Origin of the sequence: Amycolatopsis oliviviridis (assembly GCF_014654365.1) — a bacterium.
GTDB classification, from domain to species: domain Bacteria; phylum Actinomycetota; class Actinomycetes; order Mycobacteriales; family Pseudonocardiaceae; genus Amycolatopsis; species Amycolatopsis oliviviridis.
In genome coordinates this window covers 45343-71297 of sequence record NZ_BNAY01000010.1, presented here as the reverse complement: position 1 = coordinate 71297, position 25955 = coordinate 45343, and the positions used below count along the sequence as shown (strand labels likewise).

Here is a 25955-nt window from a genome sequence, read left to right as displayed (position 1 = left end):
ACCCTTGCCCCGCAGCCGCTGTGACTTTGGTGTGTCTGGGGCGAACGTGGCAGTCCTGAAGGTAATGAAGGCCTCCTTCACTACCTTCAGGGTAGGGAAGGAGGCCTTCACGGACTTCAGGCGGAACGTGACGCTTTCGACCCGTCGCCTCGCTGATCGCCGCCGAGCGTAGCTCCTGATCGGACTCGCGACTCTCACAGGTAGTAGCGAGTCACCGATTCCGCGACACAGGCCGGTTTCGGCGCTCCTTCGAGCTCGAAGGTGAAGGCACGCACCATCTGCACGCCGTCCCGCGGCACGGCCGTCACCTCCAGCACGGACGCGCGCAGCCGCACCCGGCCGCCGACCGGGACCGGCGCGGGGAACCGGACCTTGTTGAGCCCGTAGTTCAACGCCATGCCGACGCCGGTGACGCGCAGCAGTTCGGCGAGCATCGGGATGCCCCAGCTCAGCGTCATGTAGCCGTGGGCGATCGTCCTGCCGAACGGCCCCGCCGCGGCGCGCACCGGATCGGTGTGGATCCATTGGTGGTCGCCGGAAACCTCGGCGAAGGTGTCGATGAGGTCCTGCGTCACCGTTCGCCACTCCGAAGTGCCGAGGTCGCGTCCTGCCAGTGCTCGGATCTCTTCGATGCCGTTCGCGGTGATCATCGGGTCACCGCCGCGGTGGCGGGCGCCGGCTCTTCGGCGCGCTCGTCGTAGTTGGGCCGCTTCAGCAGAGCCAGCATGCAGCCCAGCGTCAGCAGGACCTGGAAGACCGCGAACACGATCACGGCGGTGATCGAGCCGGTGAGGTTGAGCAGGAACTGGCCCACGATCGGTGTCGTGCCACCGAGCAGCGTGCCGCACAGCTGGTAGCACAGCGAGATCCCGGTGTAGCGCACATGCGCGGGGAACCGGCTGGCGAGCATGCCCGCGAGCGCGGCGTAGTAGAGGCAGTGCGGGACGGTGGCGATCACGACGCCGACCATCGCCGAGGCGTAGTCCCCGGTGCTGATCAGCAGGAACATCAGCGGCATCAGCACCAGTTCGGGCAGCAGCATCACCGACACCGCGCGACGCCAGCTGGTCATCTTCGTGACGATCACCGCGCCCCACGGCTGCACGAGGATCTGGGTGATGTTGGCGACCAGGATGATCGTGAGGAAGGAGCTGCGGCTGAAGCCGATGTCCGACGTCGCCCACGAAAGCGCGAAGGTGGACTTGAAGTAGGTGGCGGACAGGCCGATGGTGCAGGCGCCGATGCCGAGCACGATCAGCATCGGGTGGTTGCGGAGCACCTCGGTGAGCGGCAGCTTGGCGACCTTCTTGGCCTCGATCAGACCCGCCATGGCCGGGGATTCGGTGACCTTCAGGCGGATGAACAGCCCGACCACGACCAGCAGCGCGGAGGCGAGGAACGGGATCCGCCAGCCCCAGCTGACGAACGCCGCGTCCGGCAGCTGGCTGATGGCGAGGAAGCTGACCGTGCTCAGCGTGTTGCCCACCGGCGAACCCTGTTGCGCGAAGGCGCCGTAGAGGATCGATTTCCCCTTGGGTGCGTGTTCGGAGGCGATGAGCACGGAACCGCCCCATTCGCCGCCGAGCCCGATGCCCTGGATCATCCGGATCACCACGAGCAGGATCGGCGCGGCGATCCCGATCGTCGCGTAACCGGGGAGCACACCGATCAGGGTGGTCGAGATGCCCATCAGCAGCAGCGTGATGACCAGCGTCTTCTTGCGGCCGAGGCGGTCGCCGATGTGGCCGAAGATGATGCCGCCGAGCGGCCTGGCGAGGAAGCCGACCCAGAAGGTCGCGAACGCGACCAGGGTGCCGATCGCTCCGTCGAGTTCGGGGAAGAAGACCTTGTCGAACACCAGCGCGGACGCGGTTCCGTAGATGTAGAAGTCGAACCACTCGATGGTCGAGCCGATGAACGCCCCGATTCCCGCGCGTTTCGCGGTCGCATTCGCCGCACTCATGCCTGCTCCTTGGATCGCCGTTGTTCCCGGGCACGGCGACCCCCGGCGCCAACGTCCCTGTTCTGGCCGGAACCCTGCCAGCCGCCACCGAGACACGTCCAATACTGAATAGGCCAGTCAGTAAGTGCTTCTCCGTATCAATCGCCGCTGGGTGCCGGCGTGGGCAGTGCCTCCTGGGCGACCGCGAGCACCGTCCGCAGCGCGGCGGACGGGTTGTCCGCGCGCCAGGCCAGCGCCGCCTGCAGGCGCATGCCTTTCCCGGCGAGACGCCGGTAGACCAGCCCGGTCTGCTGGATGTGCTGGCAGGACGTGAGGGTCAGCGTCACGCCGACACCGGCCGCGACCAGCGCCAGGATCGTGTACGAATCCGGCGCCTCCTGGACCACCTTCGGGGTGAAACCGCCCTCGGTGCAGGCCCTGACGGTGGCCTCGCGGACCGTCGAGCCCGCGTTCGCGGGGAAGCTGACGAACAGCTCGGCGGCCAGTTCCTCGATGGGGATGCGGTCGTAGCCTGCCAGCCGGTGGTCCGACGGAAGCGCGCAGATCAGCTCCTCCTCGTCGATCACCCTGGCCCGTACCCCCGGCTGGGTGACCGGCAGCCGTACGAAACCGAGGTCCAGCGAGCCGTCCGCGACGCGGTCGAGCGCGACGTTGGCGTAGGTCTGCCCGCGCATCACCAGTTCGAGCCCGGGGTGCGCGGCCCGCACCGCCCTGGTCAGCAGCGGCAGCGATTCGTGACTCGACGCTCCGGCGAAACCGACGGTGACCCGGCCGAACTCGCCCCGGCCCGCCGCCTTCGCGGCACGGGTGGCGAGGTCGATGTCGTCGAGAACGGTGCGCACCGGCGAGAGGAAAGCCTCACCCGCGCTGGTGAGGCGCACCGATCGGGTGTTGCGTTCGAACAGGGCGACCCCGAGTTCGCGTTCGAGCTGGCGGATCTGCTGGCTGAGCGGCGGCTGGGCCATCTGCAGGCGCTTCGCGGCGCGGCCGAAGTGCAGTTCCTCGGCCACCGCCAGGAAGGCGTTCAGATGACGGAACTCCATGTCGCACCTCGATTATTCAGTACCCGATATCAATCTGACCTTAATTCGGTATTGGACTCTGCACAATGCTGCCTGGCACGGTGAACCCGTGACCGACAAGACCACCACGATGGCCGAGGCCATCGCCGCCTTCGTCCACGACGGCGACACCGTCGCGCTCGAAGGGTTCACGCATCTGATCCCGACCGCGGCCGGGCACGAGATCATCCGGCAGGGCCGCCGCGACCTCACCGTGGTCCGGATGACCGCGGACATCGTCGTGGACCAGATGCTCGCGGGCGGCTGCGTGCGCAAGCTGGTGTCGTCGTTCGTCGGCAACTCCTCGGCGGGCTCCCTCGGGGAACTGCGGCGGCGGATCGAGCGCGCCGACCCCGAGCCGCTGGAGTTCGAGGAGTACAGCCACTACGGGATGATCGGCCGCTATCTGGCCGGCGCGCAGCGGCTGCCCTTCTACCCGGTGCGCTCGTTCGCGGGCAGCGATCTGCCATCGGTCAACCCCGGCCTCCGCAAGGTGCGCTCGCCCTACGACGACGGGGAGCAGGTCTACGTGGTGCCGCCGGTCAACCCGGACGTGACGATCGTCCACGCCCAGCGGGCGGATCGCTCGGGCAACACCCAGATCTGGGGCCTGACCGGGATCCAGGCCGAAGCCGTGTACGCGGCGAAGAAGGCCGTGGTGGTGGTCGAGGAGATCGTGGACGACGACGTCATCCGCCGTGATCCCAACCGCACGCTCATTCCCTCGCACGCGGTCGACGCCGTGGTCGCCTGCCCGCGTGGCGCGCATCCGTCGTTCGCACAGGGCTATTACGACCGCGACAACGCGTTCTACCGCGGCTGGTCGGCGATCAGCGCGGATCCGGTGCGTCTGCGAGAGTGGCTGGCGGAGTGGGTGCTCGGCACCCGGGATCACACCGAGTACGTGGCGAAACTGGGGGAGAGCCACTGGGCGGGCCTCGCCGTCGACGACGCGCTGAGCCTGCCGGTGAACTACGGCAAGCGACGGGAGAACGCACGATGACGTCCACAAAGGACACCGGCACGACGACGTCGTCCGAGCTGCTCTCGGTGGTCGCTTCCCGGGAACTGGCCGGGAAACGCACCGTGTTCGCCGGGATCGGCCTGCCGACTCTGGCCGCGTCGCTGGCCCATCTCACGGTCGCGCCGGACCTGGAGATCGTCTACGAGTCCGGGGTCTGCGGGGCGCATCCTTCGCATCTCCCGGAGACCATCGCCGATGCCGTGCTGATCACCGGCGCCGAGGCGGTGCTGTCGATGCCCGCGCTCTTCGGGAACGTGTTGCAGGGCGGGCACATCGACGTCGGGTTCCTCGGTGCCGCGCAGATCGACCGGTGGGGGAACCTGAACTCGTCGGTGATCGGCGACTGGGCCGAACCCGCGGTGCGGCTGCCCGGCCCGGGCGGCGCGATGGAGGTGATGGCGAACTCCGGCGAGGTCTTCGTCGTGATGCGCCGCCACGACCCCTGGTCCTTTGTGGACAAGCTGGACTTCTGCACCTCGCCCGGCCCGGACCGGGCCCTGGCGGACGGCATCCGGCCGCTCGGCGCCGGGGTCACCAGGGTGATCACCGAGCTCGGTATCCTCGCGCGGCCGGGGGCGGGCGAACCGTTGCGGCTGGTCGCCGTCCATCCCGGCGTGACGGTGGGCCAGGTGCGCGCGGCCACCGGCTGGCCGCTGGAGGTCGCGGACGACCTGGCCACCATCGAACCGCCCGCGGCCGCCGAACTCCGGCGGCTGCGTGAAGAAGTCGACCCGGGTCGCGTCTACCTGCGCTGAGGAGTGAACATGCGGATCAGGGTCATCGGAACCGGCGTGATGGGCCGGGGTATCGCGCAGTGGGCGGCGACCGCCGGGCACACCGTCGAACTCGCCGACGCCCGGCGCGAGGCGGTCGGCGAGGCGATCGACTTCATCGGGCGGCTGCTCGACCGTGCGGTCGTCAAGGGGCGCATGACGGAACCGGAAGCGGGCGAGGTCCGCGCCAGGCTCGTGCCGTTGGACGCGGTTTCGGCGCCGGGCGACGACGTGGACCTGGTGATCGAGGCCGTCCGCGAGGACCTGGACACCAAGGCGGAGTTGTTCGCCGCCCTGGAAGCGATACTGCCGTCCTCGACGATTTTCGCGACGAACACGTCTTCGCTGCCGGTCACCCGGATCGCCGCGACACTGGCCGATCCGTCGCGGCTGGCCGGGCTGCACTTCTTCAACCCGGTGCCGTTGATGAAGATCGTCGAGGTGGTCCCGGGTGCGGCCACTCGTTCCGACATCCCCGGCACGCTGGCCGAGCTGGTGCGCGCGTCCGGCCACCGCGCGGTGACGGTCGCCGACACCCCCGGCTTCCTGGTCAACCACGCCGGGCGCGGGCTGGTCACCGAGGCGTTCGCGCTGCTGGAGGACTCGGCCGCCGAACCGGTGGTGATCGACCGGATCGCCCGCGACGTGCTCGGGCTGCGGATGGGCCCGTTCGAGCTGATGGACCTGACCGGTCTCGACGTGACGGCCGCCGTCATCGACTCGATCTGGACCGGATTCCGGCATTCCGACCGGCTGCGGCCCTCGTTCCTCACCCCGAACCGGGTGGCCGCCGGGCTGTTCGGCCGCAAGAGCGGGCGCGGGTTCTACGACCACCGCCCCGGAGCCGAGGTCACCCCGGAAGAACCCGTCATCGCCGCCGAGTGTCCTTTGTGGATCGCCGGATCGGGACCGGACGCCGACGCCCTGCGCGCGGCATTGCCGACGGCGTCGGACGAGCCGACCTCCGGGGCCGTCGTGCTGGTCCCGACCTGGGGCACCACGGTTTCGGCGGCGATCGCCGCGCACGGGTTGCCCGCGTCCCGCACCTTCGGCGTCGATCCGCTGTCGCTCTCCACTCGCCGCCGGGTGCTGGCGGTGACCCCGGCGTCGGACCCGGACGCGGTCCGCGCCGCCATCGGCGCCTTGGGCGCCTTGGGCGCGGAAGCGGTGTCGGTAGTGCGGGACACCGCTGGTTCGGTCGCCCAGCGGCTGCTCGCGTCGATCGTCTCGGTCGCCGCGTCGATCGCGGAACGTTCGCTGGCCACACCGGAGGACATCGACCTGGCCGTCACGGCCGCGCTCGGCTACCCGGCCGGACCGCTCGCCTGGGGCGACCACATCGGAGCCGTCCGCCTGCTCGAACTCCAGGACCGGCTGCACGAGAGCACCGGGGACCCGCGGTACCGGCCGACGCGCTGGCTGCGGGAACGCGCCGAACTCGGCCTGCCCCTGACCGCGCCCGCCTACCCACTGGAGAAGGAAACACCGTGATCTCACCGGATTTCGGCCTGACCGAGACACAACGCGACATCCGCGCGATGGCCGCGCGGTTCGTCGACGAGGAGATCGTCCCGCACGCGGCGGAGTGGGACCGCGCCGAACAGGTCGATCGCGGCATCGTGAAACGCTTGGGGGAGTTGGGTTTCCTCGGTTTGATGGTGCCCGAGACCTACGGCGGGGTGGACGCGGACATGCTGTCCTACGTCCTGGTGACCGAGGAACTGGGGCGCGGCGACTCCGCGGTGCGCGGGATCGTTTCGGTGTCGCTCGGCCTGGTCACCAAGACCATCGTGACGCACGGGACGGACGAGCAGCGGGCGCGGTGGCTGCCCCGCCTCGTCAGCGGCGACGCCCTCGGCTGTTTCGCCCTCACCGAGCCGGGCACCGGCTCCGACGCGGCGTCGGTCAGCACCCGCGCCACGCGTGACGGCGGCGACTGGGTCCTCGACGGCGGGAAGATGTTCATCACCAACGGGACCTGGGCGCAGGTGGCGTTGACCTTCGCCCGGACCAGCGAGCGCGGCCTCACCGCCTTCCTCGTGCCGACCGACTCGCCGGGCCTGACCGCGCGGGAGATCCACGGCAAACTCGGCCTGCGCGGCCAGGCGACCGCGGAGCTGACCTTCGACGGCGTTCGCGTGCCCGATTCGGCCCGGCTGGGCGAGGTGGACCGCGGTCTGGGCATCGCGCTGGGCGCGCTGTCCCGCGGCCGGGTCTCGGTCGCGGCGGGCGCCGTCGGGCTGGCGCAGGCCGCCGTCGACGCCGCCGTGCGGTACTCGACCGAGCGCACCCAGTTCGGCCGCCCGATCGCGTCGTTCCAGTTGGTGCAGGAACTGCTCGCCGAGTCCGCGGTGGACGTCCGGGCCGCCCGCCTGCTGACCCATCACGTCGCGCGGATCGCCGATTCCGGTGTCTCGCCGAAGGGTTACGCGACCGACGCGTCCATCGCGAAGTACCACGCGAGCGAGGCCGCGGTACGGGTCAGCAACAACTGCCTGCAGGTCTTCGGCGGCTACGGGTTCATCGACGAGTTCCCGGTCGGCAAGTACCTGCGCGACGCCCGCGTGCTGACCTTGTACGAAGGCACCAGCCAGGTGCAGAAGCTGCTGATCGGCCGCGACCTCACGGGCGTGAACGCGATGCTGTGAGCGCGAGTGGGTCGTGAGTGGTAAGTGCCGTTAGAACGACACTTACCACTCACGACCACCCCGACCCACGCGGTACCGGCGCCGGCCTGCTCACCTGCCCGCCCGCCTCCTGCTCCTTCGGGCTAGTCCTTTTGGCCGACCAAAGGCGAGGACGGAACCATTCCCGCGCTCGATGCGCGTTCACCGTCCGGTGAACAGGATGGGGATTCGCCAACAGATCGGAAGAGGGGTCTCGGATGAGGAAGACGTGGTCCATCGCGCTCGCGATCGCCATCCTGGCGGCCGCCGCCGCGGCGGCGGCGCCTGCTGGTGCGTCACCGGAGGCGTCGCCGGAGACAGTGAACTGGGGGCCGTGTCCGGCGGATGCGGCCGCGCCCGGCCTGGAATGTTCGACGATCAAGGTCCCGCTCGACTACGACGACCCGGGCGGCAAGCGGATTGACATCGCGATCTCCCGCCTGGCGAGCAAGAACCCGGGACAGCGTCGCGGCGTGCTGCTCACCAATCCGGGCGGCCCGTCGGCCGGGCTGAAGTTCCCCGCCGACCTGAGGACGGCGAAGATGCCACAGGCCGTGCTCGACAGCTACGACCTGATCGGGTTCGACCCGCGCGGGATGGGGCACAGCACCCCGGTGACCTGTGACCTGACGCCGGAGCAGAGCGCGGTGGGCAACGTCCCGCCATATGCGCGCGACGCCGCCGACGTGGCGAAGCGGGCGGAGCAGTCGAAGGCCATCGCCCGGCAGTGCGCCGCTTCGAAGTCGGCGTGGATGCTGCCGCACGTCAGCACGGCGAACACCGCGCGGGACATGGACAGCATCCGGGCCGCGCTGGGCGAGAAGAAGATCTCCTTCGCCGGCTACTCGTGGGGCACCCACCTCGGCGCCGTCTACACCACGCTGTACCCGCAGCGCAGCGACCGGATCATGCTCGACAGCAACGTGGGCCCGGACGGCTGGGACTACGCGAACGACCGGCTGTACGCCCAGGGCTTCGACGACCGGTTCCCGGACTTCGCCAAATTCGCCGCGGCCAACTCGGCCACCTACGGTTTGGGCAGCACCCCTGAGCAGGTCACCGCGAAGTACTTCGACCTCGCCGCGCGGCTGGACAAGGCGCCGGTCCGCGACGTCGACGGCCCGACGTTCCGGATGTTGACCTACGGCTTCCTCTTCAATGACTTGGGAATGCCGCTCGTGGGCAAGATCTGGCAGGCGCTCGACAAGGATCAGCCGCTCCCACCGATGGGTCCGGACGCTCCGCCCGGGATCGAAAACCTGGTCTCCGGCCGCTACTACATGATCTGCAACGACTCCCGATGGCCCGGATCGGTGGGCACCTACCAGCGCACCGTCGCGATCGACCGGCTCCGCCATCCGATGTTCGGCGCCGCCGGTGCCAACGTCCAGCCCTGCGCGTTCTGGTCCGCTCCGGCCGACCCGCCGGTGCGCGTCGGCGACCGGGGTCCGTCCAACGTGCTGATGCTGCAGAACCAGCGTGACCCGGCGACACCGCTGGCGGGTGCCGAGAAGCTGCGGCGCGCGTTCGGCGACCGGGCCCGGTTGGTCACCGTCGACGCGGGCGGGCACGGCGTCTATCCCTACGTCGGCAACAAGTGCGCCGACACGGCGGCGACCACCTTCCTGCTGACGGGCGAGCGCCCGAAGCACGACCTCGCGTGCGCGGCCGAACCACGATGAAACACCGGGGACGCCGGGTGTGCCGGATCATCCGGCACACCCGGCGCCCCTGTCATCGCTGAGGCATGATGATCACCGGACGAGCGAACAGGAAGGACGGCCGCGTGCTTCCGACCGCCACCCCGCCGCCCGGTCGCGGTCTGGTGATCGCCGAGGTCGTGGTGCTGGCCGGGCTGAACATCGAACAGCTGGTGCGGCGCCTGATCTTGGCCGGTCCGCCCCCGGCGGGCGAGATCCTCTACTTCACGGCCGGCCTGGCGCTGGGCGTGTTCGCGTTGCTGCGGCGCCGTTTCCCGGCGCGGACAGCGGCGTTGACGTCGTCGGGGATCGCGCTTTCACTGGCTTGCAGCGCGGTGGGTTTCCTGGTCGAACCGGCCGCGGCACCGAGCGGTGACGCCGAGGCGCTGGCGCTGGCGATCCTGGTCGGGTCCGCGTGTCACCGGCTGCCCCGTGGTCACGCCGCCGTGCTCGCGGTGCTCGGCGGGCTGACCATGGCCGCGGCCCCGGTCCTGCGTTTCGCCGATACGTTCACGACGCTGTCCATCGCGGTGGTGTGGGCTCTGCTGTGGGGATGCAGCGTGATCGTCGGGCTGATACTGCGGGACGGCGAAGCCCGCCGTGACGCGGCGCTGGCCGCGGCTCGCGACCGGGAGCGGCTCGCCCTCGCCCGGGAACTGCACGATCTGGTCGCGCACCACATCACCGGAGTCGTGGTCCGCACGCAGGCCGCCGGCGTCGTCCTCGCGGACGGGCCGGAACAGGAGCTGATCAAGGAGATCGAGCACGCGGGCGCGGAAGCCCTCGGTGCGGTGCGGCGGCTGGTCATGATGTTGCGCAGCCCCGAACTCGCGTCGCAGGTCACCGTGGGCGGCTTGGTGGAGACCATCGAAGCGGCGGTCGGCGACGACGAAAGTGTCACGCTGCGGCTGGCGGACGGGCTCGCCGAACTCGCGGTCGCGCCGGAAACGGTGTCCACCGTCCACCGCGTCGTCCTCGAATCGCTGAACAACGCGCGCAGGCACGCGCCCGACGCCCGCCACGTCACCGTGCTGGTCGAGCCGGTCGACGGCCGCCGGTGCCTCCGGGTCGAGGTCGGCAACGACGGGCTCCGGCCCGGCCGGGTGCGCCGGTCGCCGGGCGGCTACGGCCTGATCGGGATGGCCGAGCGGATCGCGGCGCTGGACGGCACGCTGACCGCCGGGGCACACGGTGAGCGAGGTTGGCGAGTCCTCGCCGAACTGCCTTTGCCGGGCGGCGTTTCGGCCGCCTCGGTACCGGAAGGAGGATCCGCGCGGTGACATTGCGAGTCCTGCTGGCCGACGACCAGGCCTTGGTACGCACGGGTTTCCGGCTGATCCTGGAGCGGGTGCCCGGGCTGGAAGTGGTCGGCGAGGCCGAGAACGGCGAGCAAGCGGTCCGGCTGGCTCAGCGGCTGCGCCCGGACGTCACGCTGATGGACATCCGCATGCCGCTGGTCGACGGTCTCGCCGCCACCCGGCGACTGGCCGGCCCCGACGTCGAAGACCCGTTGCGGGTCTTGGTCGTCACCACTTTCGACCTCGACGAACTGGTGCACGAGGCCTTGTGCGCCGGCGCCTGCGGTTTCCTCCTCAAGGACGCCGGTCCCGGTCTGCTGGTGGAGGCGGTGCACGCGGCCGCGAACGGGGAAGCGCTGGTCTCGCCGTCGATCACCACCCGGCTGCTGGCCCATTTCACCGCCACCTCGGCCCGGCGGCGCGCCCGCCGTGCCGATCCCGCGCTGACCCAGCGCGAACTCGACGTCGCCAAGGCCATCGCGCGGGGGCGGACGAACGCCGAGATCACCGACGAGCTGACGATCTCCCTGTCGACGGTGAAGACCCATCTCGCCTCGATCCAGCGCAAGATCGCGGCCCGCAACCGCACCGAAATCGCCGTGTGGGCTTGGGAATCCGGGCTCGTGCGCTGATGCGAGAGCCTGGTGGGTCGTTAGTGGCGATTCGGGTCTGTTTGAGGGGGCAGGGCAATTGTCTTGACGGACTGGTGTTCGGGAGACGCGAGTGCGGCGAAGGGGACTTTCCGCTCATCACATAGGCGGAAAGTCCCCTTCGCCACGGGTCCTGCGGGCGGCTGAGGTTCGCCGGTGTTGTGAAAGCCACTTTCACAACGCTCAACGTTGCGAAAGTGGCTTTCACAACACTCCGAAACCGGCAGATGGGGCAGCCAGGGCCACGCCACCTTTGCCTTACCCCTCAATAACCCCATTCGCCACTCGCGACCACCGCGCCGACGCTCGCTTGCCTTCGCCGGTGTCCCGAACGTGGCGTTCGGGACGCTTCCCAGTCCCCGGTCACCCCTGCGGGCCGCAAGACCCGATGCGAAGGGGACTTTCCGCTCGTGCGATGAGGGGAAAGTCCCCTTCACCTCGCTCGTCACCACCGGTCGGCGTGTGAGCGACCACCGGTACCGACATCTCAGCCGCCCACGAGTGAATACCGCTACGGTCGCCGCATGAGCGAAAACGCGAAGGTCGACCCGGCCAGGATCGGGAACGTGCTGCACCCGGTGGCGGACGTCGACGCCGCCGTGCGGTTCTACTCCACCGCTCTCGGGCTGGAGACGAAATTCGTGGACGGCGACCGCTACGCCGCCCTGGACGCGGGCGGCACCACGCTGGCTCTCGCCGGTCCCGCGGAGGACGTCACCGGCGGCGTCCCCGCGGCGTCTTTCAAGGTCCCCGACGTGGCCGCGGCGGTGGCCGCGATCGTCGAGCGCGGTGGATCCGTGGTCCGGCAGCCGGAGCGTGGCCCGCACGAGGTCCGGGCCGTGGCGCGCGATCCCTGGGGAAACACCGTCGTGCTCTACGGACCGCGGTGACCGCGAGCTGATCAGGACGAGGCTTCGGTCAGGGTACGGAGTTCGACGTCGGAGAGTCGCAGATCGAACAGGGCGAGCAAGGCCGGCAACTGCTCGACCGTACGGGCCGAGGCGATCGGCGCGGTGACCGTGGGCTGCTGAGCCAGCCAGGCCACCGCGACGGTCGCCATCTCCACGCCCCGGGCCGTCGCGACCTCTTCCAAGGTGGCGAGGACCTTCACGCCGCGTTCGGTGTCGGCGTACCCGCCGGCGAGGCCGGGCAGATTGCGGATGTTCTCGACGGTCTGCCCCGGCCGGTACTTGCCGGTCAGGAAACCGGAAGCGAGCGCGAAGTACGGGACGCAGGCCAGCCCTTCACGTCGCACGATGTCCCGCCGCTCGCCCTCGTAGGTGTCGCGCGAGACGAGGTTGTACTGCGGCTGTAGCGCGACGTAGCGGGCGAGGCCCTCCCGGGCGGAGAAGGCCAGCGAGGCGGAAAGGCGCTCCGGGCTGATGTTGGACGTCGCGATCGCGCGGACCTTGCCCGCCTTCACGAGGTCGTCGAGCGCGGTGACGATGTCCTCGACCGGGACGGACTCGTCGTCGAAGTGGGTGTAGTAGAGGTCGATGCGGTCGGTGCCGAGCCGTCGCAAGGACTCCTCGGCGGCGGCCTTGATGTTCGCCGGCGCGAGGCCCTTGAACCCGGGGTGGTCGCCGACCTTCGTGGCCACGACGACCTCGTCGCGGTTGCGGCGGGCGGCGAGCCACTTGCCGATGATGGTCTCGGACTGGCCCGGCTCGTTGCCGGGGAAGTGGTACATGTACGAGTCGGCGGTGTCCACGAAGTTGCCGCCCGCACGGTGGTAGGTGTCGAGCACCGCGAAGGACGCCGCTTCGTCGGCGGTCCAGCCGAACACGTTCCCGCCCAGGCACAGCGGGGACACGAGGAGATCGGACGAGGCGAGCGGGCGGAGGGTGACCATGATCGATTCAAGTACGCGCGGCCTGCCCGTGATTCCCCGATCGACCCGGAATTGCCCGTTCGTCGCGGCGAGGTTGCCCGAAAAGTCTCGGTCAGGAGGCCGGTCGGCTCCGCTGACCGCTGAGGGGCAGCCGCAACCGCAGGCGGAATCCGCCGTCGGGGAGCGCGTCGGTGACGACGGTGCCGCCCAGCAACGCCGCGCGTTCCTGAAGCCCGAGCAGGCCATGACGCGCGCTGGGCAACGTGAGGTTCGGCCGGGTCGCGGGGGTATTGCCGACGGTCACCGTGAGATCGGTGCCGTCGTGCGCGATGTCCACGGTCGCGGTGCTGCCCGGCGCGTGTTTGCGCACATTGGTCAGTGCTTCCTGGATGGTCCGGTAGATCGTGCGCTGGACGGCCGTGTCGATGCCGTCCGGCGCCGTCCCGGTCCGCCGCGTCTCGATACCGCTCCCGGCGATCAGGCGGTCGAGGTCGGACAGCGTCGGCTGCGGCATCAGCTCGGTGGTGGAACTGCCGGAGGCCCGCAGCAGGTTCACCATGTGGCGCAACTCGTCGAGGGTGTCGACCGACAGCTTCCGGACGTTCTCGGCGGCGGTTTTCGCGTTCGGGTCCGTGGTCGACACGCTGAGCGCGCCCGCCTGGACGGCGATCAGGCTGACCTGGTGCGAAACGACGTCGTGCATTTCGCGGGCCAGCTGGGTGCGTTCCTTGGCGAGGACGGCCTGGGCGTCGAGGATCCGTTCGTGCGCACGGGCCTGCCGGATGTCGTCCAGCCGCAGGGTGAGTTCGCGCTGGGTGTGCACCAGCCTGCCGAGGAAGATCGGCGCGGCCGGGGTGATGACCGCGTAGATGACGGTGAGCATGTCGGTTTCCTCGAACCGCAGATCGAGGCCGGGGAACACGTAACCGGCGGTGGCCAGCACACCGCAGCCGACGAGCAGATACCGGTTCGAACGCAGCAATGCCACCGAATAGAGGGCGATGAGCGTCGCGATGACCGAACCCGAGATCGCGAGGGCGGGCAGGGTGACGGCGAAGACGAAGACCGGCCACCGGCGGCGGAGCGGCAGGATGGCGAGGGCCACCAGCGCGGCGCCGAACGCCAGTGGTTCGGCCCGGCCCAGTCCCGCGTCGATCGCGGCGACGGCGATCAGGCACGCGTCGACGAGCAGCAGGCGCACCACCCGGTTCACGAGCGGCCGTCGCCGTTGCTCAGCAAGCCCGCCTGTTGCGCCACCAAGGCGGCCTGGACGCGGGTCGGCACCTGGAGTTTCGTGAGGATGGCCGACACGTGGTCCTTGACCGTGCCGACACTCAGGTGGATCCGCGCGGCGATGTCCGCGTTGGACAACCCGTCCGTGATGAGCACGAGCACCGCGCGTTCGCGCTCCGACAGCCGTCCGACCTGGGTGGCCGCGGGGGAGCCCGCCCCCGATTCGAGATAGCCGCCGACGACGGTGCGCGTGACCTTGGGGGAGAGCACCACCCCACCGGCGGCCAGCGTCCGGACGAAATGCGCGAGCAGAGCGGGCGCGGTGTCCTTGAGCAGGAACCCGGCCGCGCCCGAACGCAACGCGGTCGCGATGTACTCGTCGGAATCGAAGGTCGTCAGCATCGCGATGGCCGGTGTCTTCCGCAGGCCACACAGCTGCCGCAGGATGGTGAGCCCGTCGACGTCGGGCATCCGGATGTCGAGCAGCACGACGTCGGGGCCGTGCAGGCTGATCTCCTTGACCGCCTCGGCACCGGTCACGGTCGCCACGACCTCGATGTCGCCCGCGGCCTCCAGGATGAGGCGGAACCCCGAGCGCACCAGCTCCTCGTCGTCGACGACGACCACTCGAATCATGCACCCAGTCTCGTCGCATCCGGCGAACGGGCACCACCCGAGCCGGGAAGGCCCGTGCCCGCCGATCGGCTGGGCGGTGGCAGCCGGTCGGCGGGTTGTTCGGGCCGGGTCGCCGGTGCGGCGGGTCGCTGCCTGCCCGGAGCATGGAAACCGACGAAAAGGACCACGGCCGCGCTCGGAAGACACAGGAGTGAAACAGTGCCTGGAACGGATCCGGAGATCACCCCTTCGCCGGGTGGGGTGAACAGACGTCGAGTGCTTCTCGGCGCGCTTCCCCTTGCCGCATTGCTGACCGTCGGTTGTGGACGGCAGGCCCTCGGGGACGTGGGTGGTCGCAAGCCGCTCGCGTTGGTGTACAACGGTCCGCAGGGCTGCGCGGACTGCGCGCCGTCGGTGGCCACGCTGCTGCGCAAGGCGCCGCGACCGTTCGAGGTCAAGTACGTCGGCCCGGGCACCGGGGTCCCGCTCACCGCCGCCACGCTGGCCGAGGCGCGGCTGTACGTCCAGCCGGGCGGTGGTGACGATCTGGAGCGAACCTGGCGGGACCTGCGCGGCTCGGCCCAGGTGATGCGCGACTGGATCCGGGCAGGTGGCAGCTACCTCGGCCTGTGCTTCGGCGGCTATCTGGCGGGCCGCGACCCGGGCTTCGACCTGCTGCCCGGCGACAGCTACGGATACGCCGGTTCTCCCGGTTCCGGCGTCCCCGACGAACGCGACACCGTGCTGGAGGTGACCTGGAAGGGCGAGTCCCGGCATATGTACTTCCAGGACGGACCTGCTTTCCGCCTGGACGACGGAGCCGACGCGACCGTCCTGGCGACTTACGACAACGGAGCCGCCGCGGTCGTCGTCGCTCCGTACGGGAAGGGCCGGATCGGGGTCAGCGGACCGCATCCGGAGGCCGACGAGACCTGGTACGAGGACGCGGGCCTGACCAACCCCGACGGCGTCCGCTTCGATCTCGCCCACGAACTGATCGACACGACCGTCGGGCGGCCGTGAAAGTGCGGGTGCGTGTCTGCGCCTTGGATCCGCTCACGGTGGCCGGGATGGTCAGCTGCTTCGGATCCCGCACGGGCATGAAGGTCGTCGACGGCTCGCCGCGCGAGGATGCCGACGTCGTCGTGGCCGCGTTCGAAAGCCTGACCGCCGAAGCGATCGCGGCACTGCGCCGCTGCGCCGGGACAGGGAAACCGATCGTGCTGATGCTCGACCGGATCAGGGAAAGCGAACTGCCGGTCGTGGTGGAATGCCGGGTGGTCAGGCTGTTGCCGCGGGCGGCGGTGGCGGGCGAAGAGCTGCCGGACATCGTCCGTGCCGCCGCGGCCGGGGTGACTCCGTTCGGCACGCTGTTCCAGCAGGCCGAGCGGTTCCGCGGTGGTTTCCTCAGGATTCCCGAGCCCGCCGCGACCGGCCTTTCCCCGCGGGAGACCGAGGTGCTGCGGCTGATGGCCGAAGGGTTGGACACGAACGCGATCGCGGCCGAACTGTCCTATTCGGAACGGACCGTGAAGAACATCATCTACGCCATGACCTCCCGGTTGAAGCTGCGGAACCGGTCGCACGCGGTGGCGTACGCCTTGCGGACCGGGGCGATCTGAGCCGTCACGCTCGCCGGAGCAGGCTGTCGTTCATGGCGGAGAAGGCTCGCCGCACGTGACCCGGCAGTTCGCCGGGGGCGCAGTCGGGCAGCCACTCGTCCAGGGCGCACCGCCAGGTGGCCACGCAGAATTCGACGAGCATGCGCAGTTCGAGATCGTCCGCGTCACCGAGCCGGTGCGCGACCTCCGCCTGGATCTCCGCGCAGTGCCTGAGCGAATGGCCGTTCAACGAGGCCGACTGATCGATCAACCTGAGTGTCGCGGGAAAACGCTCATACCAGCCGTCGTCCATGCGGGCCAGCGTGGTCAGGAGTGCGTCGCGGAAGACGTCCACCAGCGCCCCGGATTTCTCCGTTTCGTCCAGGGTGACGAGGAAATCGCTCCAGAGTCGTTTGACGGCGGTGAGGGCGACGTCCTCCTTCGAGCGGTAGTTGCGGAAGAAGGTCCGCCTCGACACCTCCACCTCGTCCAGCAGCGCGTCGAGCGGCGTGGCGTCGAAACCGTGCTCGCCGAACAGGGAGATCGCCGTTTCCGCCAGGGCTTGGCGAGTGCGCAGCTTCTTGCGCTCACGCAGTGTCGCGGGCTCCCCGGTGGTCGTCATGGAGCCGAGTCTAACCGACCCCGCCCCGGGCGAGCATATGCTTCAATGGAGCAAACGCCACACTGTGGCACATTGAGCAGAGGAGACCAGATCGTGCGCGCACTCGTCGTCGACCACACCGCGAAGGCTCATCTCTCCCAGGCCGACGTGGCCGATCCGGTACCCGCGCCCGACGAGGCGCTCGTCCGGGTGGAAGCGGTTTCGCTCAACTACGGCGAGGTCAAGGGCGCGACCGACCCGGCGACCCCGGACGGCGCCTTGATCGGCTGGGACGCGGCGGGCGTGGTGGTCGAGGCCGCCGTCGACGGTTCGGGCCCCGCGGCCGGGACGTCGGTGGTCACCCTCGGCGAGACCGCGGGCTGGGCCGAGCTGCGGGCGGTTCCGGCCACCCGGCTCGGCGCCGTGCCGGACGGCGCCGATCTCGGCGCGGTGAGCACGATCCCAGTCGCCGGCCTGACCGCGTTGCAGGTGTTGCGGGGCATGGGGCCGCTCCTCGGCCGCCGGGTGATGATCACCGGCGCTTCCGGCGGAGTCGGCCGCTACGCGATCCAGCTCGCCGCCCGCGCGGGTGCCGAAGTCGTGGCGATCAGCGGGAATCCCGCGCTGGAGGACAGCCTCCGGGCGCTGGGCGCGCACGAGGTGCACGCCGACCCGGCGCACGTGGAACGGCCGGTGTCCGGGGTGCTGGAGAACGTCGGAGGGCAACAGCTCGTCGACGCGTTCGCCGCTGTCCAGGCCGGTGGCACGGTGGTGAGTGTCGGCCGGTCGTCCGGAGCGGACTCGATCTTCCCCGCGGCGGCGCTGACACCGACCGACGGACGGCACGACCGGTCGATCCGCACCTACTTCTTGCTCGCCGACGCGGGCGAAGACTTCTCCGCGGACCTGACCTGGCTCGCCGCCGAGATCGCCGCCGGCCGCATCGACCCCGGCATCAGCAGGCGAGCGGCATGGACTTCCCACGAGGAGGCGGCCCTGGCCCTGCTCGAGCGGCGACTGCACGGCAAGGCGGTGCTGGACATCGCCTGAACGCCGGCTCGTGAATGAACCGGACCTCGCGTTCGGAATAGCCGGTGAAAAGGCCGTGGATGTTTTCGGCGCGGAACGAGACGCCGGTCCGGCCTGCCATTTTCCGTTCGCGGCGCGATGAAATGGAACATTCCCGCCTTTGCCGGTCGTTGCCCGCAGCGTTGTCGCGGGCCAGAATCGGTCGACTCATCGGCTGACCCAGGAGGCGACGAAATGAGCGGCACCGAACCGCGGACGGCGGACGGGAAGCGAAAAGAGGTCCGCCCGTGCTGACGCGGGTCGCCGAGGGCGTGCTCATCCACGAGAGCGAGTTCGTGCGGAGCAACACCGTCGTGGTGCGGGGCGGGGCCGGGGTACTGCTCGTCGATCCCGGAATCCAGGACCACGAAATGGTCTGCCTCGCGCACGATCTGTCGAGTGCGGGCCAGAGCGTGGTGGCGGGCTTCTCGACCCATCCGGATTGGGATCACCTGCTCTGGCACGCCCGGCTCGGCGCGGTTCCCCGCTACGGCACCGCCCGCTGCGCGGCCGCCGTCGAGGAGCAACTGTCCGGCCCGGACGCGAAGGCCCTCATCACCGAGCACCTGGAGCCGACAGGCATCGCCGAGAAGGTCTCGTTGGATCTGTATGGCCTCATCTCCGCCTTGCCCGCCGGGACGGAGTGGTTCCCTTGGGACGGTCCTCGGGTCCGGCTCGTCGAGCATCGAGCGCACGCACCGGGCCACGCGGCGCTGGTCATCGAAGAGCGCGGGGTGCTCGTCGCCGGCGACATGCTCTCCGACGTCCTGGTCCCGATGCTCGACTTCGACGGCGACGCCGACCCGATCGAGGACTATCTGGCGGCGCTGCGGCTGCTGGAGGACGTGGCGGGCGACGTCGATGTCGTCGTCCCCGGCCACGGGTCGGCCGGGGGAGCCGGTCAGGTTCGCGAACGGATCGAGCGGGATCGGGCGTACGTGCTCGCCTTGCGCGAGGGCGAGGCTCCCGACGACCCGCGGATCGGCCCGTCGGCCAAGCCCGGCTGGGAATGGGTGAGCGACGTGCACGACGGCCAGGTGCGGCGCCTTCTGTCGTGACGCACCGCCGCGGGGTGCGGCTCAGCGGCGACCGGCGGCCAGGATGACGAGGAACTGGCCGCCACCCGGCTCGACGGCCGCGGTCACCGGCAGCCCCGGTACCAGCCGGGAGAACCGGTCCACCAGCCAGTCCGCCGCCTCCTTGGCGTCCTGCTCGGTCGGGCAGCGGGCGACCATCTCGCGGCCTCCCTTGCGTTCCAGCCGTCCGGCGACGGTGATCAGCGGCGCGGGTTCGACCACGTGCAGACGGTCGGGCCAGGCGATGACCACCTTGACCGCGCCCTTGCGGGTGTTGCACCCGCGATGCGCGAGCCGTTCGGCGATCTTGGCCTTCCGGTCGGCGGTCCGGCTGTCGACACTGGGGCCCCGCGGGTCGTTCACCGACATGCCGGGGTCGACCGGTTCGTCGCACACCCAGCACCGCCAGCCGTCGCGCTCGGCCACGTCATCAAGAAGACTCACCCGAGCAAACTAGCCCGCCCGGCCGCAGCCTCGGACACCGCACCTCACGGTCCGGACCGTCGCGAGCGCGTTCGCTCGTTTCGCGAATCGGCGAAGAACGGCGACCGTCGGTCTGCTTTGCCCGCCGAAATATCTTTCCTTAATCTTGCCACCGATCCCGGGCTGGAAGATCGGTACGAATGGTCCGATGGATTCCTCTCATTCCGGTACTCGGAGTCCGGAATATTCCTCGCATTCTGCGAATCGCGCAATGAAACGCCGAAGCTGGTCTACGCTGCCGATGATTTCCGGAATCTCTTGCGGTGCCTGACAAAAGTACGGAGGTAGGCAGGTGTTCGGTCGAAACAGCCATTCAGATCATGGAAGACAGGTCCGTCTCCACTATCAGGATCCCCGGTTTGCCGACGATTACGCGCAGGCTTATCGATCCGGTCCGAGTGAGCGTTATTTCGCGTCGCGGCTGTATGCCATCGCGGAGATTTTGCGGTCCTTCCCGTCCGGTGACCTGCTCGATGTGGGGTGTGGACCGGGCATGATGGTCCACCACCTGCTCGGCGGTGACGGCGGGAGGTTCCGCATCACCGCGTGCGACCAGTCCGCCGCGATGATCGACATCGCCGCGCGCGGCCTGCGCGAAGACGACAAGGTCCGGCTGCACGTCGCCGACATCGGCGACCTGCCGTTCCCCGGCGGCAGCTTCGACATCGTGCTGGCGATGGGAGTGCTGGAGTACGTCGATGCCGACCGCGTGCTGCGCGAGATCACGCGCGTGACGAAGCCCGGCGGGTTCGTCGTGATCACGATGCTCAACCCGCTCAGCCCGTACCGGCTGTTCGAATGGGGCGCGTTCTGGCCGGCGCGGCGCCTGCTCGGCCGGCTGGAGGGGCTCCTGGGGGTCCCGGAAGAGCGCAGGCACCGCGCGGACAAGAGTGGTATCCACGCCCTGCCGGCGTCCCGACTGGTTGGCCGGATGCGGGAATCGGGCCTGCGGCCACACGACGTCCTGTTCTACGACATCACCGCGCTGGTCCCGCCTTTCGACCGCCTGGTGCGGCCGTGGACCTACCGCTGGCGGTACGCCCCCGAGCGCACGGTGAGCCGGGGGCCCGGCCGATGGCTCGGCAGCGGGTACCTCGTGGTCGCTCAGATCCCTGCGGAGTCGCGAGTCGCCGAACCCGTCTTGCGTCCCCCGGTGGCGGTCGAGGCCGACTGAGCGACGCCGTGGCCCGGTGCCGGGCAGGGGACCGGACCACCGGTCCGAGTGGTCCGGGTTACTCCGATCGGCCCTGACGGTCCAGGCGGCCAGGTAATAAGTTGCCGCTAACAACAAATCCTGCCGTCGATGAAGCCTGTGGGAAGGACCGTCATGAAGTTTCCGAGGCGCCGTCGTGCGCCGATAGCGCTGTTGACCGCGGCAGCGCTCCTGGCGTCCACGCCGGCGAGCGCCGCGCCCTTGGCGGACGCCCCTGGCGCACCGGGCACCGGGGCGGCCTGGACGACCGGGGGCAAGGAAGGTTTCGGCACCGCCACCGGCGCCGCGTCGAAGGTGTGGTTCACCCTCGGCCAGGGCATCAGTCACGAGATCTACTATCCGACCGTGGACGTCGCCAACGTCCAGGACCTGCAGTACGTGGTTTCCGACGGCGCCGGTTTCACCCGGCTGGAACGCGATCACACCACCAAACAGCTGGTGCTCACCGATCCGCGGTCCCTGAGCTACCGGCAGATCAACACCGCCACCGACGGCCGCTACCGGATCACCAAGACCCACACCGCCGACCCGGCCCGGTCCACCGTGCTGATCCAGACCAGGTTCGAGGTGCTCAGCGGCGGTCCGCTGCAGTTGTACGCGTTGTACAACCCGTCCCTGAACAACAGCGGAATGGGCGACACCGGCGCCACTTCCGGCGGACAGCTGGTCGCTTCGGACGGGCCGGTGTCCAGCGCGCTGGCCTCCTCGACCGGTTTCGTCAAGGCGACCAGCGGTTACAGCGGGACCGCGAGCGACGGTTACGTCGACCTGAGCGGCGATCACGTTCTCGGCGCGCAGTACGACTCGGCCTCGACACCCGGGAACCTGGTGCAGCTGGGGCAGATTCCGGTGGGCACCGACACCACCTTCACGCTCGCGCTCGGTTTCGGCGGCGATCGCGGCGCCGCGTCGGCGAACGCGTCGGCCTCGCTCGCGGGTGGTTTCGCGGCGGCCGACACCGCGTACCGGTCCGGCTGGAGCGGCTACCTCTCCTCGCTGGCCGCGGTACCCCGTTCGATCACCGGTGCCGGTCTGACCACGCAGTACAACGTCGCGCTGATGACCCTCAAGGCGCACGAGGACAAGACCTACCCGGGTGCGAACGTCGCCTCGCTCACCAATCCGTGGGGTGAGGCGAAGGACGCGAACACGACGGGGGACTGCGGGTACCACGCCGTGTGGTCCCGCGACCTGTACCAGGTCTCGACCGCGCAGATCGCGGCGGGCGACTCGGCGGCGGCCGACCGTTCGGTCGACTATCTGTTCACCGTGCAGCAGCGACCGGACGGTTCCTTCCCGCAGAACACCCGGCTCGACGGCACCAACTGCTGGACCAGCCTGCAGATGGACGAGGTCGCCTTCCCGATCGTGCTCGCGTGGCAGCTGGGCCGGTTCGACGCGGGGATGTGGGGGAAGGTGAAGAAGTCCGCGGACTTCCTCGTCGCGCACGGTCCCTCCACCCCGCAGGAACGCTGGGAGGAGAACGGCGGCTACTCGCCGTCCACCATCGCCGCGGAGATCGCCGGGCTGATCTGCGCCGCCGACGTCGCCGAGCGGAACGGGGACACCGCGAGTGCAGCCCGGTACCGCGAGACCGCCGACAGGTGGCAGGCGCAGGTCAACGCCTGGACGTTCACCACGTCCGGGCCGCTCGGCGACGGCCGGTACTTCCACCGCATCGACGGCAACGGCGCTCCGAACGACGGCCAGAACGTCTTCCTGCAGAACGGCGGCGGAAACCACGACGAGCGCGCCATCATCGACGCCGGTTTCCTGGATCTCGTCCGGCTGGGCGTGAAACCGGCGGCCGATCCCGAGGTCGCCGCCTCGCTGCCCGAAGTGGATTCGACCCTCAAGGTGGACACCCCGAACGGGCCGATGTGGTACCGGTACAACCACGACGGCTACGGCGAGACCGCTTCCGGTGGTCCCTATACCGGCGCCGGGGTCGGACGGCTGTGGCCGTTGCTCACCGGTGAACGCGGAGAATACGAACTGGCCAATGGCCGCCCGGCGACGACGCATCTGTCCGCCATGGCCGCCTCGGCGAATCCCGGTTTCCTGATCCCCGAACAGGTCTGGGACCGGCAGAGCGCCGGCGGGTTCACCTTCGGCGAAGGCACCGGCGCGGCGACACCGCTGGCGTGGTCGATGGCGCAGTTCGTCCGGCTGGCGCATTCGATCGACGCCGGCGCCCCGGTCGAGACCCCGTCGGTGGTCAAGCAGCGCTACAGCGCGGCGTGCACCGGTGTTTCGACGAAGTTCACGGTGAACGCCACCACTTCCTGGGGCCAGAACATCTTCGTCGTCGGAGATCGTCCCGAACTCGGTGCGTGGAACCCGGCGAACGCCGTCCCGCTGTCGTCGGTCGGCTATCCCTTGTGGACAGTGAACGTCACCCTGCCGAAGGGGACCGCCTTCCGGTACAAGTACATCCGCAAGGAGGGCGGCGCCGTCACGTGGGAGTCGGGTGCCGATCGCGTCGGCGCCGCTTCGAGCGGCTGCACGTCGGCGGTGAACGACACCTGGCGGCCTTGACCCCGGTCGGCTGAGAATCACCGGCCTCGGCCGGGCCCGCGAACAGGCGGGCCCGGCCGAGGCCGGCGGCGGTCCGTCGTCCGGACCCTGCTCACGGTCCGCCTACTGCGAGCGCAGCACCCAGACGTCGCCGGTGTTCACCGCGACGAGGTCCGCGTCGCCGTCTCCGTCCACATCGGCCGTGAGAGTCTCCTTGGTGCCGGAGAAGGAACCCGCGTACCACACCTCCGGCGCGGAATAGCCCGAACCGGTGGAGCGCATCACCTGGACGTCGGTGTCGTTGACGGCGATGAGGTCCGCGTCGCCGTCGGCGTCGATGTCCGCGGTGAGGGTTTTCTTGCTGCCGTGGAAAGGAACCGCCGACCACGACACCGGCGGATCGAACCAGCGGTTCGCGCTGCCGGGCACCACTCTCGTGCCGCCCGCGTCGACGAGGATGAGATCGGCTTTGCCGTCCCCGGTGGCGTCTGCCGCCAGTGTCGCCTTCTGGCCGCGGATGGGCGGTGCCCACGCGACCAGCGGCAGCGTCGTGCCGCCTTCCGACCGCGCCGCCAGGGTGGCCACGTCGAACAGGCCGATGATGTCGGTGTCCCCGTCGCCGTCCAGATCCGCGGCCAGGTTCCCGTAGTCGCCGGCGATGGTGTTGTCGAGCCACTGCTTGGGTGTGCCGAAGCGTTCCACGCCGTAGTAGTCGACGATCGACCTCGCCACGAAGATGCCACGCGGTGTCGACGTCGTGGGCCGCCGGACCGCGACGGCGTCGGCCCGGCCGTCGTTGTCCATGTCCCCGACGAAGTTGGCGTTACCGTTGAAGCCGCTGCTCAGGAAGTTGCCCGCGCCCCAGTTCTGCTGTGGCTGGAAGGCGGAACCGTTCGACCGCAGTACATAGCATCCGTACAGGTAAGTGTTGTAGCTGACCAGATCGTCCTTGCCGTCGCCGTCGACATCCCCCGCCATGACCGCGACCTGCGCCGTGAACGGTCCGGCCGACCACTGTTCCGGTACGCCGGAGGTCGCCGCCGCGGGCGGGGCGAGGGTCAGGGTCAGCAGACCGGCCACGCCGGCCATCACCAAAGCACGCATCACGTCCCCTTCGTGTCGGCTTGCAGTACACAAGTCGCGAGGGCCGGGGAAGTGTTACTGACCAGGACCGACGGTGACGGCGGGTTGACCTCCAGTAAACCTGAGGTTCTACCGTACTTTCATGACAGTGCAGCTGAACCACACCATCATCAACGCCACCGACCGGGCCGCCACGGCGGATTTCCTGGTTTCGATCCTCGGGCTGCCCGAACCTGCCGAATTCGGCCCGTTCCTGGTGGTCCAGACCGATAACGGGGTCTCGCTCGATGTCATGCGCGCCACCGGGGAGTTCACCAGGCAGCATTACGCGTTCCTGGTCGAGGAGGACGAGTTCGACACGATCTTCGGGCGGATCCGCGAAGGAGAGGTGCCGTACTGGGCGGGGCCGAGGCACAGCGGCGCCGGTGAGATCAACACCAATGACGGGGGGAGGGGTGTCTACTTCGACGACCCCGACGGTCATGTGCTGGAGATACTCACCCGGCCCTACGGATCCGGGGGGTCCTGAGGACCGCGTCGGGCCCGGCGGGATCCGCCGGGCCCGACGCGGCGGGTCAGTCCCCGAAGTAACCCTTGAACAGGATCTCGCTGATCTTGGTGGTGGTCTCCTGACCGGTTTCGTAGCCGTTCTGGATGACCTTGGTGTTGTTCATCAGGGCGAGGGTGTACCGCTCGTGCGGGCCGACGAAGCCGACGGAGTTCATGATCCAGGAGCCGTCGTCGTTGTCGTCGGACCAGCCGTCCTTGTTGCCCGGTCGCGCGGCGGCACCCGCACCCCAGACTCCCCACTGCTGGTTGACGTCGACGGTGCGCATCTCGCGGACGATGTAGTCGCGGTGCCGTGAGGGCAGCTTCGTCAGGACGTAGTTGACCAGTCGGTCCAGGTCGTTCGCGGTGGTCAGGATCCAGCCCCAGTGGTGCGGGTGCTGGTCGGTGAACCGCATGTCGGTCATCCCGTAGGACGGGAATCGCTTGGCGAACTCGGCTTCCCCGCCGTACCGGGTCCACAGGGTGTGGGCGGCGGCGTCGTCGCTGGAGTTGAGCATCCGGTGGATCAGGTCCCGGTCTTCGGCGGTCAGCCGGACGGCTCCGGAATCGTTGCGCAGCAACAGGTCGACGACCATGGCCAGCTTCGGGGTGGAGCAGGCCCAGATGAGGGTCCCGGCGGCCGCGCTCCGGTAGACGGCGCCGGTCCACCGGTCCCGGAGGACGATTCCGGTGTCACCGGGCCTGCTGTCGGCGTACGCCTGGGCGCGCGCGATGCGGGCCTGGAGTTCCCGGTCGAAGCGGGGCGTCGCGCCGGCGGGCGTGGCGGGGGTCAACGCGAGAACCGCCAGTAGCGCGGTCAAGACGACGGAAAGTCTCTTCATTCGTTCCCCAGTTTTTCGGTAGAGGTTCTCTTCCTGAGCTTGAAGGCGTCCACGTTCACCGGAGGTTGCCGCGGCCCGGCGAAGAGTGACGCCGGTCACTTTCGGCCC

General features: G+C 69.5%; 25 protein-coding genes. 15 read left to right on the top strand and 10 right to left on the bottom strand.

Annotation, left to right across the window (positions count from 1 at the left end):
* Positions 1 to 194: 194 nt before the first annotated feature.
* The 3 genes from IE302_RS34520 to IE302_RS34510 form a co-directional block, all read right to left on the bottom strand.
* On the bottom strand, positions 195 to 650 hold the full coding sequence (locus IE302_RS34520; RefSeq protein ID WP_191258651.1) for a MaoC family dehydratase: 456 nt from the start codon (positions 648 to 650) through the stop codon (positions 195 to 197).
* Positions 647 to 1963, bottom strand: a complete 1317-nt coding sequence (locus IE302_RS34515) for an MFS transporter (protein WP_191258650.1) — start codon at positions 1961 to 1963, stop codon at positions 647 to 649. The genes IE302_RS34520 and IE302_RS34515 overlap by 4 nt, the downstream gene beginning before the upstream one ends.
* A 137-nt stretch (positions 1964 to 2100) precedes the next feature.
* A complete protein-coding gene (locus IE302_RS34510; RefSeq protein WP_191258649.1) occupies positions 2101 to 3006 on the bottom strand; it encodes a LysR substrate-binding domain-containing protein in 906 nt (301 codons plus the stop codon).
* 109 nt (positions 3007 to 3115) lie between these two features.
* Between IE302_RS34510 and IE302_RS34505 the strand changes: the two genes are divergently transcribed.
* The 8 genes from IE302_RS34505 (at position 3116) to IE302_RS34470 (ending at position 12025) form a co-directional block, all read left to right on the top strand.
* On the top strand, positions 3116 to 4027 hold the full coding sequence (locus IE302_RS34505) for a CoA transferase subunit A (RefSeq protein WP_191258908.1): 912 nt from the start codon (positions 3116 to 3118) through the stop codon (positions 4025 to 4027).
* A complete protein-coding gene (locus IE302_RS34500) occupies positions 4024 to 4803 on the top strand; it encodes a CoA-transferase subunit beta (protein ID WP_191258648.1) in 780 nt (259 codons plus the stop codon). The genes IE302_RS34505 and IE302_RS34500 overlap by 4 nt, the downstream gene beginning before the upstream one ends.
* Positions 4804 to 4812: 9 nt before the next feature.
* Positions 4813 to 6312: a 3-hydroxyacyl-CoA dehydrogenase gene (locus IE302_RS34495; RefSeq protein ID WP_191258647.1), complete on the top strand. Its 1500-nt coding sequence runs from the start codon at positions 4813 to 4815 to the stop codon at positions 6310 to 6312.
* Positions 6309 to 7469: an acyl-CoA dehydrogenase family protein gene (locus IE302_RS34490; protein WP_191258646.1), complete on the top strand. Its 1161-nt coding sequence runs from the start codon at positions 6309 to 6311 to the stop codon at positions 7467 to 7469. Before IE302_RS34495 ends, IE302_RS34490 begins: the two co-directional genes overlap by 4 nt.
* A 236-nt stretch (positions 7470 to 7705) precedes the next feature.
* Positions 7706 to 9169 (top strand): alpha/beta hydrolase, encoded by a 1464-nt coding sequence (locus IE302_RS34485; protein WP_191258645.1) that lies wholly within the window; start codon positions 7706 to 7708, stop codon positions 9167 to 9169.
* A gap of 104 nt (positions 9170 to 9273) precedes the next feature.
* Positions 9274 to 10467, top strand: coding sequence for a sensor histidine kinase (locus tag IE302_RS34480; RefSeq protein WP_191258644.1), 1194 nt, complete (start codon positions 9274 to 9276; stop codon positions 10465 to 10467).
* Complete coding sequence (locus IE302_RS34475) at positions 10464 to 11117, top strand: response regulator (RefSeq protein ID WP_005163124.1); 654 nt, start codon at positions 10464 to 10466, stop codon at positions 11115 to 11117. The genes IE302_RS34480 and IE302_RS34475 overlap by 4 nt, the downstream gene beginning before the upstream one ends.
* A 542-nt stretch (positions 11118 to 11659) precedes the next feature.
* Positions 11660 to 12025, top strand: a complete 366-nt coding sequence (locus IE302_RS34470; RefSeq protein ID WP_191258643.1) for a VOC family protein — start codon at positions 11660 to 11662, stop codon at positions 12023 to 12025.
* Positions 12026 to 12036: 11 nt separating this feature from the next.
* Here IE302_RS34470 and IE302_RS34465 read toward each other — a convergent pair whose 3' ends face one another.
* The 3 genes from IE302_RS34465 to IE302_RS34455 all read right to left on the bottom strand — a co-directional run bounded on the left by IE302_RS34465 (position 12037) and on the right by IE302_RS34455 (position 14835).
* Complete coding sequence (locus tag IE302_RS34465; RefSeq protein ID WP_191258642.1) at positions 12037 to 12987, bottom strand: aldo/keto reductase; 951 nt, start codon at positions 12985 to 12987, stop codon at positions 12037 to 12039.
* Positions 12988 to 13078: 91 nt separating this feature from the next.
* Complete coding sequence (locus IE302_RS34460; protein ID WP_191258641.1) at positions 13079 to 14179, bottom strand: sensor histidine kinase; 1101 nt, start codon at positions 14177 to 14179, stop codon at positions 13079 to 13081.
* On the bottom strand, positions 14176 to 14835 hold the full coding sequence (locus IE302_RS34455; RefSeq protein ID WP_191258640.1) for a response regulator: 660 nt from the start codon (positions 14833 to 14835) through the stop codon (positions 14176 to 14178). The genes IE302_RS34460 and IE302_RS34455 overlap by 4 nt, the downstream gene beginning before the upstream one ends.
* Before the next feature lie 198 nt (positions 14836 to 15033).
* On the opposite strand from IE302_RS34455, the gene IE302_RS34450 reads away from it, so the two are divergent.
* Together IE302_RS34450 and IE302_RS34445 are read left to right on the top strand one after the other, a co-directional pair.
* Entirely contained in the window at positions 15034 to 15837 is an 804-nt protein-coding gene (locus tag IE302_RS34450) for a BPL-N domain-containing protein (RefSeq protein ID WP_229908106.1), read from the top strand.
* Positions 15838 to 15884: 47 nt separating this feature from the next.
* Positions 15885 to 16436, top strand: a complete 552-nt coding sequence (locus tag IE302_RS34445; protein ID WP_191258639.1) for a helix-turn-helix transcriptional regulator — start codon at positions 15885 to 15887, stop codon at positions 16434 to 16436.
* A gap of 4 nt (positions 16437 to 16440) precedes the next feature.
* Here IE302_RS34445 and IE302_RS34440 read toward each other — a convergent pair whose 3' ends face one another.
* On the bottom strand, positions 16441 to 17037 hold the full coding sequence (locus IE302_RS34440) for a TetR family transcriptional regulator (RefSeq protein WP_191258638.1): 597 nt from the start codon (positions 17035 to 17037) through the stop codon (positions 16441 to 16443).
* A gap of 93 nt (positions 17038 to 17130) precedes the next feature.
* Here IE302_RS34440 and IE302_RS34435 point away from each other — a divergent pair, with 93 nt between their 5' ends.
* Positions 17131 to 18066, top strand: coding sequence for a zinc-binding dehydrogenase (locus IE302_RS34435; RefSeq protein ID WP_191258637.1), 936 nt, complete (start codon positions 17131 to 17133; stop codon positions 18064 to 18066).
* A gap of 266 nt (positions 18067 to 18332) precedes the next feature.
* Positions 18333 to 19142 (top strand): MBL fold metallo-hydrolase, encoded by an 810-nt coding sequence (locus tag IE302_RS34430; RefSeq protein ID WP_191258636.1) that lies wholly within the window; start codon positions 18333 to 18335, stop codon positions 19140 to 19142.
* A 21-nt stretch (positions 19143 to 19163) separates the two neighbouring features.
* Here the strand turns inward: IE302_RS34430 and IE302_RS34425 are convergent, their stop codons facing one another.
* Positions 19164 to 19604: a hypothetical protein gene (locus tag IE302_RS34425; protein WP_191258635.1), complete on the bottom strand. Its 441-nt coding sequence runs from the start codon at positions 19602 to 19604 to the stop codon at positions 19164 to 19166.
* A 331-nt stretch (positions 19605 to 19935) separates the two neighbouring features.
* Here IE302_RS34425 and IE302_RS34420 point away from each other — a divergent pair, with 331 nt between their 5' ends.
* Both IE302_RS34420 and IE302_RS34415 read left to right on the top strand, forming a co-directional pair.
* The gene (locus tag IE302_RS34420; protein ID WP_191258634.1) at positions 19936 to 20817 is read left to right on the top strand and encodes a class I SAM-dependent methyltransferase; all 882 of its coding nucleotides are present in this window, start codon (positions 19936 to 19938) and stop codon (positions 20815 to 20817) included.
* A 153-nt stretch (positions 20818 to 20970) separates the two neighbouring features.
* Positions 20971 to 23394 carry a glucan 1,4-alpha-glucosidase gene (locus IE302_RS34415; RefSeq protein ID WP_191258633.1) on the top strand — a complete coding sequence of 808 codons (2424 nt, stop codon included), beginning with the start codon at positions 20971 to 20973 and terminating at the stop codon, positions 23392 to 23394.
* 102 nt (positions 23395 to 23496) lie between these two features.
* On the opposite strand, the gene IE302_RS34410 is transcribed toward IE302_RS34415, so the two are convergent.
* Entirely contained in the window at positions 23497 to 24477 is a 981-nt protein-coding gene (locus tag IE302_RS34410) for an FG-GAP repeat domain-containing protein (RefSeq protein ID WP_191258632.1), read from the bottom strand.
* A gap of 121 nt (positions 24478 to 24598) precedes the next feature.
* On the opposite strand from IE302_RS34410, the gene IE302_RS34405 reads away from it, so the two are divergent.
* Positions 24599 to 24985, top strand: a complete 387-nt coding sequence (locus tag IE302_RS34405; protein ID WP_191258631.1) for a VOC family protein — start codon at positions 24599 to 24601, stop codon at positions 24983 to 24985.
* Between the two features lie 46 nt (positions 24986 to 25031).
* Here IE302_RS34405 and IE302_RS34400 read toward each other — a convergent pair whose 3' ends face one another.
* On the bottom strand, positions 25032 to 25847 hold the full coding sequence (locus tag IE302_RS34400; RefSeq protein WP_191258630.1) for a serine hydrolase: 816 nt from the start codon (positions 25845 to 25847) through the stop codon (positions 25032 to 25034).
* Between the last annotated feature and the right edge of the window lie 108 nt (positions 25848 to 25955).

Coding starts and splice junctions, on each gene's coding strand:
- IE302_RS34415 (WP_191258633.1), top strand. CDS start 20,971: ATGAAGTTTCCGAGGCGCCGTCGTGCGCCGATAGCGCTGTTGACCGCG.
- IE302_RS34440 (WP_191258638.1), bottom strand. CDS start 17,037: ATGACGACCACCGGGGAGCCCGCGACACTGCGTGAGCGCAAGAAGCTG.
- IE302_RS34410 (WP_191258632.1), bottom strand. CDS start 24,477: ATGCGTGCTTTGGTGATGGCCGGCGTGGCCGGTCTGCTGACCCTGACC.
- IE302_RS34505 (WP_191258908.1), top strand. CDS start 3,116: ATGGCCGAGGCCATCGCCGCCTTCGTCCACGACGGCGACACCGTCGCG.
- IE302_RS34495 (WP_191258647.1), top strand. CDS start 4,813: ATGCGGATCAGGGTCATCGGAACCGGCGTGATGGGCCGGGGTATCGCG.
- IE302_RS34465 (WP_191258642.1), bottom strand. CDS start 12,987: ATGGTCACCCTCCGCCCGCTCGCCTCGTCCGATCTCCTCGTGTCCCCG.
- IE302_RS34485 (WP_191258645.1), top strand. CDS start 7,706: ATGAGGAAGACGTGGTCCATCGCGCTCGCGATCGCCATCCTGGCGGCC.
- IE302_RS34520 (WP_191258651.1), bottom strand. CDS start 650: ATGATCACCGCGAACGGCATCGAAGAGATCCGAGCACTGGCAGGACGC.
- IE302_RS34510 (WP_191258649.1), bottom strand. CDS start 3,006: ATGGAGTTCCGTCATCTGAACGCCTTCCTGGCGGTGGCCGAGGAACTG.
- IE302_RS34400 (WP_191258630.1), bottom strand. CDS start 25,847: ATGAAGAGACTTTCCGTCGTCTTGACCGCGCTACTGGCGGTTCTCGCG.
- IE302_RS34500 (WP_191258648.1), top strand. CDS start 4,024: ATGACGTCCACAAAGGACACCGGCACGACGACGTCGTCCGAGCTGCTC.
- IE302_RS34515 (WP_191258650.1), bottom strand. CDS start 1,963: ATGAGTGCGGCGAATGCGACCGCGAAACGCGCGGGAATCGGGGCGTTC.
- IE302_RS34445 (WP_191258639.1), top strand. CDS start 15,885: ATGGTCAGCTGCTTCGGATCCCGCACGGGCATGAAGGTCGTCGACGGC.
- IE302_RS34470 (WP_191258643.1), top strand. CDS start 11,660: ATGAGCGAAAACGCGAAGGTCGACCCGGCCAGGATCGGGAACGTGCTG.
- IE302_RS34405 (WP_191258631.1), top strand. CDS start 24,599: ATGACAGTGCAGCTGAACCACACCATCATCAACGCCACCGACCGGGCC.
- IE302_RS34455 (WP_191258640.1), bottom strand. CDS start 14,835: ATGATTCGAGTGGTCGTCGTCGACGACGAGGAGCTGGTGCGCTCGGGG.